Raw genomic sequence first — 15685 nt, 5'->3', positions numbered from 1 at the left:
AGAAACCGGGAGTTTTAATGGCAGGTAATGTTAAATTTAAAGAATCAATAAAGGTTAAAATTCATTGATAAAAATGAATAGATATGGTAAATTTATATAGTTCAGAAGTTTCTCTAGTAATTTTACTTATATTACCCCTATATTAATTGTATATGAAAATGCCATCTCCAGTCAACCCCTATTTTTTAAGAAAAGGAGTGTTTGGTATGAATTTGGACGCCGTCGATGAGCAAAAGCGAGTGGACCGTGTAATGAAGACCATAACAGATCAAATCAATGATTTGGAAGGTGAAACGTCGAAGCGCCGGAAGGAAGTAGTAAATATCCGCAAACACTTCTGGGATGAAGTTAAGGTTAATCTTGATACTTTTGACGATTATCTTGAGACGATCATCGGTTTGAGGCAAGAGGCTCAGGCTTTATCGGTCAGCCAAAGCACCCACAGACACGCTTCTAAAAGGCTAACTGCGCTGCGCCGAATGCAGAAGAGCCCGTTTTTCGGGCGGATTGATTTTATGGAAGAAGGAACTTCAGCACCTGAGCGAATGTATATCGGAATCTCGACGCTTACAGATCCAAGCGGGGAGAATTTCCTCATTTATGACTGGCGGGCTCCTGTCTCCAGTGTCTACTACGACTGCCAGCCCGGACCCGCTAAGTATCGAACGCCTGGAGGCATCATTCAAGGCATTCTTGAGAAGAAGTGGCAATACCTGATCCGCGGCGGCAGAATTCAATCCATGTTTGATACTAGTCTCACCATTGGTGACGAAATCCTTCAGCAAGTGCTTGGAAAAGGGACGGACAAACAAATGCACAATATTGTCGCCACCATTCAGCAGGAGCAAAACCGGATCATCCGGCACGATCGCGGGAGGATGCTGATCGTACACGGCGCTGCGGGAAGCGGGAAGACATCAGCTGCTCTTCAGAGGATTGCTTATTTACTCTATAAATATCGGGAAAAGCTGAATGCCGATCAAATCATTCTCTTTTCGCCTAACTCCATGTTTAATCATTATGTTTCAAATGTGCTGCCGGAACTCGGTGAAGAGAATATGCAGCAGGTTACTTTCCAGGAATACTTGGATCACCGTCTTGAAACAGAGTTTCAAATTGAGAATCCGTACGATCAGTTGGAATACGTTTTGACTGAGGAAGATAACCCATTCTACAGAACAAGGATGGCTGGCATACAATTTAAGGCTGGCCATCACTTTTACAAGGCGATTCAATCATACAGGGATTCACTCGAATTTTCCGGGCTTGTATGTAAAGGGGTTATTTTCAGAGGAAAGCCGCTGGTTACGGCTCAGCAAATGGAAGATCGATTTTACAGCAGTGAAACCTCTCTTCGCTTTCACAGCAGACTGGAAAAATTGCAGGATTGGCTGATCAGGCAGCTAAAGATAGCGGAGAAAGCTGAACGGACGAAGCCGTGGGTTCAGGAGGAAATTGAACTGCTGAGCAATGAAGAGTACCATAAGGCGTTTACCTATTTAGCGGAGAAACGGGGTTTTACAGGAGAGTCCATTCATGATTACGAAATGGAGCCTGGTGCTTTAGCACGGTTAATTGTACGCCGGAAGTTACAGCCGCTAAAGAAATGGATTAAAGAATGGCAATTTATCGATTTTAAAGGAATATACAAGCAGCTTTTTGCAGATCCCGGAAGGATTAGCCGGCATATTGAGCGGGAGGCTCCAGAGCAGTGGGCGGATGTATGTCAATTGACCGTGAGCATGCTGGACGAAGATCAATTATTATACGAAGATGCCACTCCATATTTGTTTTTAAAAGAGCTGATTCAAGGATTCCAGACGAACAGCTCCATCAAACATGTCATTGTAGACGAGGCACAGGATTACTCACCGTTCCAGTTTGAATTTATGAAGCGGTTATTTCCTTCGGCAAGAATGACTGTGCTCGGGGATTTTAACCAGGCAATTTTTGCTCATGCCAGTAAAATGGCTGACTTTCACACGCTTACTTCCTTATATGGTCCGGACGCAACGTTTGCGATCAGCTTGACCCGCAGCTACAGATCCACCAGACCAATTGTCGAGTTTACGCGTACACTTGTGCCAAACAAAGAGGAGATTACCGCATTTGAACGCGATGGCGAGAGACCGATTTTAACAGAAGTGTCTGATTCCAACGATTTGCATCGCTCCATAGCTTCCAAAATTGAAGACTTAAGAAAGAGGCAGTTTAGCACCATCGCGGTTATTTGCAAATCTGCAGCCGAAAGCGCATGTGCATACAAGGCCTTGAGCGGCATAGCAGGAATGAAGCTTTTGAAAAGCGGATCAATGGAATATGAGCAAGGAATTGTCGTAATCCCGGCATACCTGGCCAAGGGAATCGAATTTGACGCCGTTATTGTTTATAATGCCTCAGCGGAGGTATATGGCGATGAAAGCGTGCGGAGATTGTTATATACGGCCTGCACACGGGCTATGCACCACCTGCAGCTGTACAGCGTTGGAACACCGAGTCCGCTGCTGAGCGGCACCGCTTCCGAAGGTTAATGGCTCATCGGTAAAAAAGGATGGAAGGGAAGGCTCATCGCCATCCTCCCATCCTTTTTTTACTTATGATAGCTGAAATTAGACTGTAAGAACAAATGTTCGTATAATAAAGGGGTGAGATGTTTACGAATAAGGGGGAAAGCGGATGGGAAATGAGAAAAAACGCAAACCTGCAAGAAAGAGAACGATGGAACTGGAGGATATGATCAAGTTATATCAAGAGGGGAAGAGTACGAAAGAAATTGCAGAAGCAGCAAATGTTTCACAGGGGTATGTACGGCTGGTTTTAAGAGAACATAACGTGACCTTAAGACCTTTTGGGCACTGGCACAGGAAGTATCAGCTGAATGAACACTACTTTAAAACATGGTCTGACAATATGGCGTACATATTGGGATTTTTTTATGCAGACGGCTTTATTGCCAGTGCGCAGCAAAGCGTCAGCTTTGCCCAAAAAGATAAAACGATACTTGAGCAGATCAAAAAAGAAATGCAGTCCAATCAAGTTTTATATCAGAACAAGCAAACAGGTGTCTATATGCTGAATCTGAATAGCAAAGTTCTGAAGGATGATTTGATTCATTTGTTTGGGGTGTCGTCCAGCAAGTCGTTAAATGCAACTTTCCCCGATGTGCCTGATGAATTTTTAAGTCATTTTATCAGAGGATATTTTGATGGTGATGGAAATATAAACTATAGAGGATATTTCGCAAGTTTTGTTGGAGGTTCTTTAGAGTATATGGAATCACTGAAAAAAGTCCTTGAGAAGAAAGGTTTTAATCCTGTATTGAAAACCTTTGATAAACATTACCGAGTTTATATTAGCGGAAGAAAAACCATCCGGCAATTTGCAGACTGGATCTATAAGGATAAAGGAATGTATTTAGAAAGGAAGTTTGCAGCATTCCAACAAGAAAAACTGCCATTAGAGCTCCTGGAAAATAAAAAGAAGGATTCTAGATTAAACAATGAAAAGTAAAGTAGAGCTACTTGTGACGCCAGAGAAGTAACATGCTCTGGCATTTCTGTTTTTTCTAGTAGACATAATATATATTCTAGTCAGTTGTATAAATCAAATCATTTCTGTCTCAAAATCTAAGTATACTTAAGATAATGAGACAGAAACGAAATTTTAGCATCTGGATTTTTATCATTACATACTTTTCAATTTGTTCGAGCTTTTCATACGCGCTTCGTTTTGCAGATTACTTCTGCAGCAATCCGTGCGGATCCAGAACAAATTTTTTCGCAGCGCCGCTGTCAAACTCTGAATATCCTTTCGGTGCATCTTCCAGTTTAATAACAGTTGCGTTGACAGCGTTGGCAATTTGAGCTTTACCGTTCAGTATGGAGTTCATTAACCCTCTGTGGTATTTCATTACCGGTGTCTGTCCGGTTACAAACGTTTGTGCTTTTGCCCAGCCCAAGCCAAAATTAAGTTTTAATGCACCTTGTCTTGAATCTTCATCAGCCGCGCCAGGGTCTTCGGTTACATATAAACCGGGAATTCCTAGACTGCCGCCCGCTCGTGTAGCTTCCATAATGGAGTTAAGGACCGTTGCCGGTGCTTCTTCATGTCTATGTCCATGGGCTTCGAAACCAACGCAGTCTATGGCTGCATCCACCTCAGGCACACCAAGTATTTGTTCAATTTGTTCCGGAATATTGTCATGTTCTCCAATATTAATGGTTTCGCAGCCAAAACTACGGGCTTGTGCGAGACGTTCTTCAATGAAATCGCCAACGATGACAACCGAGGCGCCCAATAGCTGGGCAGAATGTGCTGCCGCAAGGCCGACTGGTCCGGCTCCTGCCACATAAACCGTGGAACCAATCCGGACACCGGCTGTGTATGCTCCATGAAATCCAGTCGGGAAAATGTCTGAAAGCATAGTCAGGTCTAGAATTTTTTCCATCGCCTGGTCTTTATCAGGAAACTTAAGGACTTGAAAATCTGCATAAGGCACCATAACGTACTCGGACTGGCCGCCTACCCAGCCGCCCATATCCACATAGCCGTATGCTGAACCGGGCCTGTCCGGGTTTACATTGAGACAAATATGGGTGCTTCCTTCCTTACAGTTTCTGCACCTGCCGCAAGCAATATTAAAAGGAACGGACACAAGATCCCCTTTTTTCACGAATTCAACGTCTCTTCCCGCTTCAATGACTTCCCCTGTGATTTCATGTCCAAGTACAAGCCCTTCTGGTGCAGTCGTGCGCCCTCTAACCATGTGCTGGTCACTTCCGCATATATTTGTTGAAACAACCTTTAAAATGACTCCATGTTCACATTTCCTGCCGACATTTAATTTGTTGACCCCGGGTCCATCCTTCAGAACCAGTTCAGGAAAGTCAATATCCGTAATTTTGACGCCCCCGTTTCCTGTGTAAGCTACTGCACGATTGTTCATCCCCGTTTACCTCCAGTTATTTTCAGAATTTTCTCTCTCTTATCTATTCCACTTGTAAACGGATCAAAACATATAATAAGGTCTCAACTGCTCTTTCTTTTATCTTTCAGAGCGATCGAACGGGTACATGCTATGTAAAAATCGTAACTAATTGATCAAGTGTCTGGATCTCATAATCCGGTTTTATTTTGGTGTGATTCACTTTTTTGTGTGGATTATACCAAATGCCCTTTATGTTTACATTTTGACAGCCCTCAATATCCCATATCAGGTTATCTCCTGCGAATAGAGTGTTTTCCGGCTGCACGTTAAGCCCCTCTAATGCCATTTCAAATATGCGTCTGTCCGGTTTCCTGACTCCCGCTTCTTCAGAAATGAGGATATGATCAAATATTGTGTTCAATTTAGTGTTCGCAATCTTGGCCTTTTGCCTCTCGGTTATGCCATTTGTTACAATGCCCACTTTCATTTGAGTTTTTATCTGCTTTAGGATTTTAAAGTATGCTCGCTGATCGTAAAACATTGAGGGAAATGATGATTCCAGAAACTCTGGATGCTGTCTCCCGGAAGCCTGTATGAAGGGGGAAAATCATCAAATAATGATTCTGCCACGATTGTTTTGTCACCGATACCATAAGCGTTTTGGTCATAGTCCTTGAACTTTTTAAGCATTTCGCTCTTTTGTATCGGTTCAATGCTTTCATAACAAGTATCCAGGATTTTGTTAAACAACCGGTCTACTGCCAAATCCCTGTCAAGCAGGGTATCATCTAAATCAAATAGCATGGCCTGATATCTCATAATACAGCTCCTTTTATCAGTTTTTTGCTTCCTTTTGTTTAAAGGGCTATCCTCTCAGCTGATGTTAAAAATCTGATATGATAAATTATAGCAATTCCTTTACGGTCTGACATGGATAAAAACAGAAAAAAGCCTGCAGGTTTCGATCCCTGCAGGCTTTTGTATTCCTTCTATCTATTCAGCTCATTACCGGCAATGTCTTTTCCCCTTTGAGCTCCTCAAGTTTTAGGAGAACATCCTGTTCACTCAGGTTATGCTCCTTAACATAAAGGTTTCTCGGGTGGACAAGGCACTCTTCGGAACAGCTTCGATAATGCTTTTCTTCGTTTTCTTCTGAAGCTAAAATCTTTTTATGGCAAAAAGGATTTGCGCAATTTGTGTACCGTTCGCATGGTTCCCCTGTAAAATAATCCTTGCCGACAATCACATGCTCTTTGCGGTTTACCGGAACACTGATCCGCTCATCAAAAACATAGCATTGTCCGTCCCACAGGTCGCCTTGTACCTCAGCGTCTTTGCCGTACGAGACAATCCCGCCATGCAGCTGAGCGACATCTTCAAATCCTTCTTTGACGAGGAAACCGGAAAACTTCTCACAGCGGATTCCGCCTGTGCAATAAGTGAGGATTTTTTTCCCTTCCAGCATTTCTTTGTTTTCGCGAATCCAGTCAGGAAGTTCGCGGAAAGCTTGAATATCAGGCTTAATGGCCCCTCTAAAATGCCCTAAATCATATTCATAATCATTCCTTGCATCAAGCACGATTGTATCTTCCTGCAAAAGTGCTTCACGGAATTCCTTAGGACTGTAGTACTTCCCTGTTACTTCCTTAGGGTTAACATCGTCCTCAAGGCGCAGCGTCACCAATTCCTTCTTTGGACGGACATGCATCTTTTTGAACGCATGCTGATCCTCTTCATCGATTTTAAAGACCATATCGGCAAAACGGGGATCGTCCTTCATGGCAGTCATATATGCTTCTGTTTGCTCAACAGTACCGGAAACCGTCCCGTTGATTCCTTCGTTCGCTACAAGAATCCGGCCTTTCAGCTCCAGCTCCTTGCAGAAGGCTAAGTGGGAAGCCGCAAATGCTTCGGGATCCTCTATTGTTACATAATTGTAGTAAAGCAGCACTCTGTATGGTTTCTTTGACATGTATTCTCACCTAACTATTTATATTTACAAGATATAAATGATCGAGGTCAATTTATCTTAGCAACCATATATTTTAGAGGATTTCTGCCTATATTTCAAGTGTTTTTCTTTTCGCAAGTCTAGAGGTCTATTCTTCTTCCTTGTAGATGAGCTGGGCTCTTTTGTTAAAGAAAAGCTTTGTTCCGAGATGGATAAAAAGAATGACGCATAAAGCCGTACTCCCTGTGATGCTTAACAAAACAACAATCTGGTATTCAATCGCAACAAGCGGACTCGCCCCGGCGAGGATCTGTCCGGTCATCATACCCGGCAGAAACACGATTCCCATTCCGAGCATGTTGTTCAATGTCGGAAGAATGGCCGAATCAAAAGCAGAATTGACAATGGATTTGGCTGCTTCCTCCGGTTTGGCCCCGAGCATAAGTGCCCCTTCAACAAAGCTCTTTTGCTTCCTCATGCCTTCGGTCATATTTTTTACGCCTAATGTAAGGCCGGTCATTGAGTTACCGATGATCATACCCGCTATAGGGATAAAATAGCGGGGCTCATACCAAGGTTCAAAGTGAACCACGATGAAATTAAAGAACAGCAGGCTTGCAATCGAGCCGGAGAACATCGATATGGCGATCACTGACTTCATTTTTTTAGATAGATATTCATCGATCTGGCGGTAAATATTGATAATAGCAAACGTCTCCATGATGAAGACAATGAGAATGGAAATAAAGGGATTCGGTTTTTCAAATATGTAAGTGAGAATATATCCTACGAGAATCAGCTGTACGGACATCCGGGCGGTAGCAATAATAATTTTCCACTCACGCCGGATTCCCCTCCGTTTTACAATCGCAAGAAGCAAAACTATGAACCCATATGCGGCAATCAGTCTCCATAAATCGATATTAATCATATTATCTTTCATGGTTTTGGTCCTTTATATGCTTTTTTAATGTGATGATCCGATCACTGTATTTCTCTGCTATTTCATTTGAATGAGTTACCATGATGACGGTTTTTCCTTTAACAGCTTCCAGGAATTTTCTGATGATTTCATCTTCCGTGCCTTCATCAAGTGCAGAGGTTGGTTCATCCAGCAAAAAGCATTCAGGCTCCATTAAATATACACGCGCCAAAGCAAGTCGCTGTTTCTCTCCTCCTGACAGATCTTCTGCTGATTGATCGAGTTTTTTATCCAGCTTAACAAATGCAAGCGCGCTTTTTAATTCACTCTCCGGAACTGGCTGTTTTTCGGAAAGCATTCTGCCTATTTGCAGATTGTCTTGAACGGTTCCTTCAAAGATGACTGGCTGCTGTGCGAGCATGACTACGTCTCTTCTGTGGGTGATCGAGTTTAGATCTTTCAAATCCCGCTCTTTAAATTGGATGGTCCCGCTGTCAGGCGATAGAAGGATATTCAGCATCTTGAGGAGTGTTGACTTTCCTGCGCCGCTCTCACCAATTATGCTGGTTACTTTGCCTTCTTCAAACTCCATCTTTTTGATAGATAATATATCTTTGTAAATCAGATCTGAAATCATAAACATACCGTGCCCTTCTTTCTTCCCGCTCTTTCTGTTTGTTACCCATTTTTCCACTCTTGGGCAAAAGGTAAACTAAAAGAGCGCTGTTTTATCTTAACAGCGCTCTCCAGTCTTTACTTATCCAGTCTATTTTCATTCCATGCTTCAATGTTTTTAAGCCCTGGTACAGAGTTTTCTGTAAACACAGGGTCTATTCCCTCTCTGCGCTGCTTTAAATAGTGATTCAACACTTTCACGGCAATGCCTGAAAGAAGAACAATGGCCACGAGGTTGACAATTGCCATCGTCCCCATAAAGGCATCTGCAAGATCCCACACGAGCTGGAAGCCTGAAACGGATCCGAAAATCACCATCAGGAGAACCGCTATCCTGTATACAAAAAGCCAAGTTCGGTTCGTGTTAAGAAATTCAATATTAGTCTCACCGTAATAATAATTTCCGATAATGGAACTGTATGCGAACAAGAAAATGCTCACAGCAACGAAGATTTGAGCCCATCCGCCGATATGATGGCTTAATGCCGCCTGAGTCAGCTGGATGCCTTCCAGTTCAGCGTTTGGAGTCAGATCATAAAGAAGAATCATGAATGCTGTTGCACTGCAGACCATGATCGTATCAAAAAACACTCCGAGTGACTGGATGAATCCTTGTTTAGCGGGGTGGGATACATGTGCAGTAGCTGCCGCGTTCGGCGCGCTCCCCATCCCTGCTTCGTTGGAGAACAGTCCCCGTTTAATTCCCTGCATCATGGCAGCGCCAATCGCACCGCCAGCTGCAGAATCAAAACCGAATGCAGAAGAGAAAATGTGTCCGATAACGGCAGGAATTTCCCCTATATTGACGATGACAACGAACAGAGCGACTAGAATATACAGACCGGCCATTACTGGTACGATCAGCTGTGTAGCCGCAACAATCCGTTTAAGTCCTCCAAAAATGATAAAAGCAGTAATGATTACGAGAATAATGGCCATAACGGTTTTATTTACGTTAAAGGCTGATTCAAAAGCCAGTGAAATGGTATTGGCCTGAACCGCATTAAAGATTAGCCCGAAACAAAGGGTGATCAGAATTGCAAAAAGGATTCCCATCCATCTCTGGCCTAACGCCCTCTCCATGTAATAAGCCGGACCGCCCCGGTATTGGTCTCCATCTTTTACTTTGTATACCTGTGCAAGCGTACTCTCAACAAAAGCAGTGGCCATCCCGATCAAAGCAATCAGCCACATCCAAAAGACTGCACCCGGGCCGCCTAGTGCGATAGCGATCGCAACCCCGGCGATGTTCCCGGTACCTACCCTGGAAGCGGCACTGATAAAGAATGCCTGCAGGGAGGAGACCCCTTTCCCGCCTTCGCCTGAGGTCATGTTTTTATCCCCAAGCAGTTTGATCATTTCTCCAAAATGGCGAAACTGAACGAACTTTGTCCGCACGGTAAAAAATATTCCTATAATGATGAGCATATAGATTAATAATTTGCCCCACAGCAAATCCAGGTACCCATAAAATAATCCGTCAATTACATTCATGTGAATCCTCCAATATGTATTTTCATGTCAGGAAACCTGACACAACTCATTTATTATAGCAAAATAATCTGATTTGTATAGATGTTTTTTTCTTCCCAATCCGTCATCATCGTGCTAGAATACGTTTATCAGGAGGTGATGGGACGCCGTGTTTCGTTCATTTATCATTTTATTTGTGTTTACCCTATCCGCACTCCTTGTGACAAACGTTCATATTCATCACCATGATCCTGCTTCTTTCAAAATGATTGAAGAGGCATCCGTCCACATCAATGATGCGGAGTCCTTTAATGGAGAGCTGTTCAAGTTTATGCCATTCGCAGAAAACCTGGACTCCCAGACGGCCACTCAAATCGTGCTCCTCAGTTTTTTGCTGATGATCACGATTAAGAGAAAAAGTCTTCTTCATTATTTTCTTACAGCGGTCTTTTACCAGTCCTCCTATTTTCGAACATTCGGACGCAATCAAGCATAGGCAAAAATCTATGTAAAGGGGGCATTCCGAATGTTCTGGTTAAGAGCCATTATGGTTTCCGGTTTTTCTCTGACAGCTGCGACACTGCTGTTTTATCAGGGAAATGAAATCGTTCATGCGTTTATGGATTTATTTTCGAGCAAATAATTTTAACGGAGAGCGGCACTTTTAGCGTGCTGCTTTTCTTTTTGTTTAAATTCTTTCAAAATGTGCTCCGCTCTTTTCCTGTTTACCCCGAAGTCGGAATAGCCCATTCTTGATGATGATTTAATATGGACTTTTTTGTTTTCTGAATCAAACCAAATCTCCACATCATCTTTAAATTTCATCCATTTTGTCCGGAATATGCATCGGAGATACACATGGTCCTCTTCTTCAATGGTCGCACGCTCCATCGATTGTATCAGGTTTTTCATAAGACCGACCGCTTCGGTTTCGGATGCAGTATAATCTGCAGGCTTTATTTGATGAGGCTGATCGATGTTAAATGTTGAGACGCAATTTTTTGTGTTTTTTTCACAGGCATGAATTCTGTTCATCTTCTTCCCTCCTCTTTATTTGTTTTATTTATTCCCTCACGCTTCGAATCGGAAACGCTTACCATCAGTAAAATAAAAAAGCCTGGGATAGATCCCAAGCTTTCGCAATATTATTCTGTAATCCAGCCATTTGTCCATATTTCTGTAACGGTGCCTGCTTCCTGCTCATCTACCGCAAAAGAACCGTTGCTGTATCGGTCATTGTTTCGGTAAGAGCTAGAGCGGACTGATTCAATCTGTCCTTTAGCTGTTTTGATGTAAATCATGACATCTTTGAGTGCTACACTTGCACCAATAAGTCGATGCGGATTCTTTTTCAGTTCTCTAAGCATGATCAATCCGCGCTTCGCTCTGGATGAGCGGTCGAATTCAGCTGTAAGGTCCATGCGTTTTACGGCTCCCCGCTGGGTGACGATCAATACCGATGGAGCGGTATTTTTTTCGAAAACATCCCCGCTGATTACATAATCCCCCGGCTTCAGGCTTATTCCTTTAACTCCGGCAGCTCTTGCACCGACAAGGCTTACCTCCTCTTCACCGAACCAAAGTCCATAGCCCAGGTGAGTAGCAAGGAACAGCTCAGACTGGCCGTCCGTTATATGCAGGTCAATCAATTCGTCATCTGCTTTTAAATTTAGGGCAACGAGCGGTTTTGAATAACGCTGCGCCTTGTAGGCAGTAAGCTCTGTTCGCTTGACCATCCCATTTTTCGTGATAAAGAGGAGATATTGATGCTCAGTAAATTCTTTCACCGGAACCGCCTTCAGGATGGACTCATCCCGGTCAATCGGAATGATATTGGCAATATGCTGGCCAAGATCTTTCCAGCGGATATCCGGCAGGGTATGCACCGGACAGTACAAATAGCTTCCTTTGTTCGTGAACAAGAGGAGAACATCTTTTGTATTCATTTCCAGCTGGGCGATCAGCCTGTCTTTTTCTTTCATTCCGAATTCCTGGCCGCTCGATGCAGAGAAGGATCGCTGGCTCGTTCTCTTTATGTAGCCGTCTTTCGTTACGGTTACAATCACATCTTCAGAAGCCACCATGACCTCAAGATTGATTTTGATTTCTTCGATTTCTGCTTCAATGACAGACCGGCGTTCATCCTGGTATGTTTTTTTCAGCTTTTTCAAGTCTGCTTTAATGACATTGAATAAAGTTTTCTCATTATTCAAGATCGCTTCAAGCTCCAGGATTTTGCGGTCGAGCTCTTCCGCTTCATTTCTGAGTGCGGTTATATCCGTATTGGTTAACCGGTAAAGCTGCAACGTAACAATGGCTTCTGCCTGCGGCTCGGTAAAACCGAATGAGGATATTAAGTTTTCTTTTGCATTCCGTTTATCCGAAGAGCCCCGGATGACGGAAATCACTTCATCCAATATGGACAGCGCCTTAATGAGGCCTTCCACAATATGATGGCGCTCCTTTGCTTTCCTGAGCTCGTATACCGACCGGTTTGTGATGACTTCGCGCTGATGGGCAATATAGGCATCGAGTATGGAAGTCAGCGTCATGAGCGTTGGCCTGCGTGCGGAGATGGCGACCATATTGAAATTATACGGAATTTGAAGATCGCTGTTTTTGTAAAGGTAATGCAGGACCCCTTCAGCATTGGCATCCTTCTTCAATTCCACCACGACTCTCAGGCCAGTGCGGTCTGTTTCATCACGAACTTCAGAGATTCCCTCGACTTTTCGTTCAATCCGGAATTCATCCATTTTCTTAACGAGGTTTGCTTTATTGACCTCATAAGGAATTTCCGTTATGACGATTTGCTGGCGTCCGCCTTTTAGATTCTCAATTTCCGCTTTGCTGCGGATAATGATTTTCCCTTTGCCGGTTTCATAGGCTTTTTTTATCCCGTCAATTCCCTGGATAATTCCGCCGGTCGGGAAATCCGGACCTTTTATTACTTCCATCAGGTCATCTACGGTGCAATCTGGATGATCAATCCGTTTTATGACAGCATCAATCACTTCTCCTAAATGGTGCGGAGGGATCTCGGTGGCGTATCCCGCCGAAATCCCGGTGGAGCCATTGACGAGCAGATTCGGATATTTCGCCGGCAGAACGACAGGCTCGGCACTTGTATCATCAAAGTTCGGAATGAATTCAACCGTTTCTTTATCGATATCCCGCAGCAGCTCGGAGGCGATAGCGGATAAACGGGCTTCCGTATAACGCATGGCTGCCGGAGGATCTCCATCCACACTGCCGTTGTTTCCGTGCATTTCTACCAGGAGATTGCGCACCTTCCAGTCCTGACTCATCCGCACCATAGCTTCGTAAACAGAGGAATCGCCATGGGGATGATAATTCCCAATTACATTCCCCACTGTTTTGGCTGATTTCCTGAATCCTTTATCCTGCGTGTTGCCTTCCGCATACATCGCATAAAGGATTCTTCTTTGCACCGGTTTCAATCCGTCCCTCGCATCGGGAAGGGCCCGGTCCTGAATGATGTACTTGCTGTACCGTCCGAAACGGTCGCCTATTACTTCTTCTAATGGCAGGTCATGAAATTTTTCTGTTTGCGCCATAGATTATTCCTCCTCTGCGACCGACAAATTTTCATTTTCCAAAATGTTGCTTTCGTCATCTAGCCCAAACGCGACGTTTCGTTCAATCCACTTTCTGCGTGGTTCCACTTTGTCACCCATGAGCGTGGTTACGCGCCGTTCCGCTCTGGCAGCATCGTCGATTCTTACGCGGATCAGGGTTCTCGTGTCAGGATTCATCGTCGTTTCCCACAGCTGATCAGCATTCATTTCACCAAGTCCTTTATAGCGCTGAATAATCGTTCCGCGGCCGACTTTCTTCTGGACCTCTTTTAATTCCTCATCGGACCATGCGTATTCGGCTATTTCCTTCTTTCCTGTCCCCTTGCTCACCTTATAGAGCGGAGGAAGCGCAATAAACACTTTTCCTGCTTCAATAAGCGGCTTCATATAGCGGTAAAAGAAGGTAAGGAGAAGCACTTGGATATGTGCGCCGTCCGTGTCTGCATCCGTCATGATGACCACTTTATCGTAATTGATGTCCTCAACCATGAATTCAGCGCCGACGCCCCCTCCAATGGCATGAATGATCGTATTGATTTCTTCATTTTTAAATATGTCCTGAAGTTTCGCTTTTTCTGTATTGATTACTTTTCCGCGAAGCGGGAGTACAGCCTGAAACTTTCGGTCTCTCCCCTGCTTGGCAGATCCTCCAGCAGAGTCTCCCTCTACGAGATACAGCTCATTGCGCTGCGGATTTCTCGATTGCGCAGGTGTCAGCTTTCCGCTGAGAGACGTTTCAGAGCGCTTTCTTTTTTTGCCGCTTCTTGCCTCCTCGCGTGCTTTGCGGGCTGCTTCTCTAGCCTGATACGCTTTAATGGATTTGCGGACGAGCAGTGTGCTTGTTTCTGGATTTTCTTCAAGGAAATAAGCAAGATGTTCGGAAACGATAGCGTCCACAGCCGACCTTGCTTCACTCGTTCCAAGCTTGCCTTTCGTCTGTCCTTCAAACTGCAGGAGCTCTTCAGGAATGCGGACGGAAACGATGGCAGCAAGACCTTCCCGGATATCGGAACCTTCCAGGTTTTTATCCTTCTCTTTTAACAGACCTGCTTTTCTCGCGTACTCATTAAACGCTCTCGTCATGGCGGTTTTCGCTCCCGCCTCATGTGTGCCGCCGTCTTTCGTTCTGACATTGTTGACAAAGGAAAGAATATTCTCGGAATACCCGTCATTGAATTGGAACGCAAATTCCGCTTCAATCCCGTTTTGCGTTCCTTCAAAGGAAACGACAGGGTTGAGGGAGTCCTTCTCTTCGTTCAGGTATTCTACGAAGGCTTCAATCCCGGTTTCATAAAAATACGTTTCCTCCAGCTGATCGCGGTCATCTTTGAGCTGAATTTTGAATCCCTTCAGCAAAAAGGCGGATTCCCTTAACCGCTCGCTCAGTGTTTCAAAATTATAGACGGTTGCGCTGAAAATGAGAGGGTCCGGCTTGAAGTGAATCGTCGTTCCCGTTTTGTTCGTCTTGCCTTTTTTCTCAAGGGTCGTAACCGGCTTGCCTCCATTTTCAAATCGCTGTTCATACATAAACCCGTCCCTGCAGATGGTTACGGTCAGCCATTCGGATAAAGCGTTTACGACCGACGCTCCTACCCCATGAAGTCCTCCGCTCGTCTTATATCCTCCCTGCCCGAATTTTCCTCCGGCATGCAGAACAGTCAGAATGATTTCCGGGGTCGGTTTTCCCATTTTGTGCATCCCGGTGGGCATTCCGCGCCCTTTATCCTTAACGGAAATGCTGTTGTCTTTGTGAATCGTGACAACGATTTCATCCCCGTATCCCGCCAGTGCTTCATCTACTGAATTATCTACGATTTCATAAACAAGATGATGAAGCCCTCTCGTATCCGTGCTTCCAATATACATTCCCGGCCGTTTTCGGACTGCTTCGAGCCCCTCCAGCACTTGTATCGAATCATCATTGTAATCAAATTGCTGCTTAACCAAAGACTTGTACTCCTTTCAACCATCCACTATCCAAATCACTTTATGAGAACGTGTGTTTCTATATTGTATCGTATAACCGCTCAATAAGACAAGATATCGTCTGATCAGCTGTAAACGAACGCTCAATTCATCCCTTTCTTAAATTAGAAAAATTTTCATGAAAGGAATGTGTCCAAGCACTATTTTATCTT

At 44.1% G+C, this 15685-nt stretch carries 11 protein-coding genes and 1 pseudogene; 3 read left to right on the top strand and 9 right to left on the bottom strand.

The window, feature by feature from the left end; translation table 11 throughout:
• Positions 1–206: 206 nt before the first annotated feature.
• Both helD and CEF21_RS12390 read left to right on the top strand, forming a co-directional pair.
• The gene (gene helD, locus CEF21_RS12395) at positions 207–2531 is read left to right on the top strand and encodes an RNA polymerase recycling motor HelD (protein WP_123916792.1); all 2325 of its coding nucleotides are present in this window, start codon (positions 207–209) and stop codon (positions 2529–2531) included.
• A 145-nt stretch (positions 2532–2676) separates the two neighbouring features.
• The gene (locus CEF21_RS12390) at positions 2677–3510 is read left to right on the top strand and encodes a helix-turn-helix domain-containing protein (protein ID WP_123916790.1); all 834 of its coding nucleotides are present in this window, start codon (positions 2677–2679) and stop codon (positions 3508–3510) included.
• Between the two features lie 226 nt (positions 3511–3736).
• On the opposite strand, the gene fdhA is transcribed toward CEF21_RS12390, so the two are convergent.
• The 6 genes and pseudogenes from fdhA to CEF21_RS12360 form a co-directional block, all read right to left on the bottom strand.
• Positions 3737–4945, bottom strand: a complete 1209-nt coding sequence (gene fdhA / locus CEF21_RS12385) for a formaldehyde dehydrogenase, glutathione-independent (protein WP_123916788.1) — start codon at positions 4943–4945, stop codon at positions 3737–3739.
• A gap of 130 nt (positions 4946–5075) precedes the next feature.
• Positions 5076–5746: pseudogene (locus CEF21_RS12380) on the bottom strand (HAD family hydrolase).
• A 178-nt stretch (positions 5747–5924) separates the two neighbouring features.
• Entirely contained in the window at positions 5925–6899 is a 975-nt protein-coding gene (trhO, locus tag CEF21_RS12375; protein ID WP_123916786.1) for an oxygen-dependent tRNA uridine(34) hydroxylase TrhO, read from the bottom strand.
• A gap of 127 nt (positions 6900–7026) precedes the next feature.
• On the bottom strand, positions 7027–7821 hold the full coding sequence (locus CEF21_RS12370) for an ABC transporter permease (RefSeq protein WP_123916784.1): 795 nt from the start codon (positions 7819–7821) through the stop codon (positions 7027–7029).
• Entirely contained in the window at positions 7811–8443 is a 633-nt protein-coding gene (locus CEF21_RS12365) for an ABC transporter ATP-binding protein (protein WP_123916782.1), read from the bottom strand. Before CEF21_RS12365 ends, CEF21_RS12370 begins: the two co-directional genes overlap by 11 nt.
• A gap of 110 nt (positions 8444–8553) precedes the next feature.
• Complete coding sequence (locus CEF21_RS12360) at positions 8554–9969, bottom strand: alanine/glycine:cation symporter family protein (RefSeq protein WP_123916780.1); 1416 nt, start codon at positions 9967–9969, stop codon at positions 8554–8556.
• Positions 9970–10117: 148 nt separating this feature from the next.
• Between CEF21_RS12360 and CEF21_RS12355 the strand changes: the two genes are divergently transcribed.
• Positions 10118–10444: a hypothetical protein gene (locus tag CEF21_RS12355; protein ID WP_123916778.1), complete on the top strand. Its 327-nt coding sequence runs from the start codon at positions 10118–10120 to the stop codon at positions 10442–10444.
• A 149-nt stretch (positions 10445–10593) separates the two neighbouring features.
• Here the strand turns inward: CEF21_RS12355 and CEF21_RS12350 are convergent, their stop codons facing one another.
• From CEF21_RS12350 to parE, 3 genes are all read right to left on the bottom strand, one after another.
• Positions 10594–10983: a DUF1499 domain-containing protein gene (locus tag CEF21_RS12350; protein ID WP_123916776.1), complete on the bottom strand. Its 390-nt coding sequence runs from the start codon at positions 10981–10983 to the stop codon at positions 10594–10596.
• 110 nt (positions 10984–11093) lie between these two features.
• Positions 11094–13526, bottom strand: a complete 2433-nt coding sequence (gene parC, locus CEF21_RS12345; protein WP_123916774.1) for a DNA topoisomerase IV subunit A — start codon at positions 13524–13526, stop codon at positions 11094–11096.
• Between the two features lie 3 nt (positions 13527–13529).
• Complete coding sequence (parE, locus tag CEF21_RS12340) at positions 13530–15494, bottom strand: DNA topoisomerase IV subunit B (protein WP_123916772.1); 1965 nt, start codon at positions 15492–15494, stop codon at positions 13530–13532.
• Between the last annotated feature and the right edge of the window lie 191 nt (positions 15495–15685).

Origin of the sequence: Bacillus sp. FJAT-42376, assembly GCF_003816055.1 — a bacterium.
Lineage (GTDB): Bacteria > Bacillota > Bacilli > Bacillales > Bacillaceae > Metabacillus_B.
This window is presented reverse-complemented; position numbering and strand designations above follow the sequence as displayed.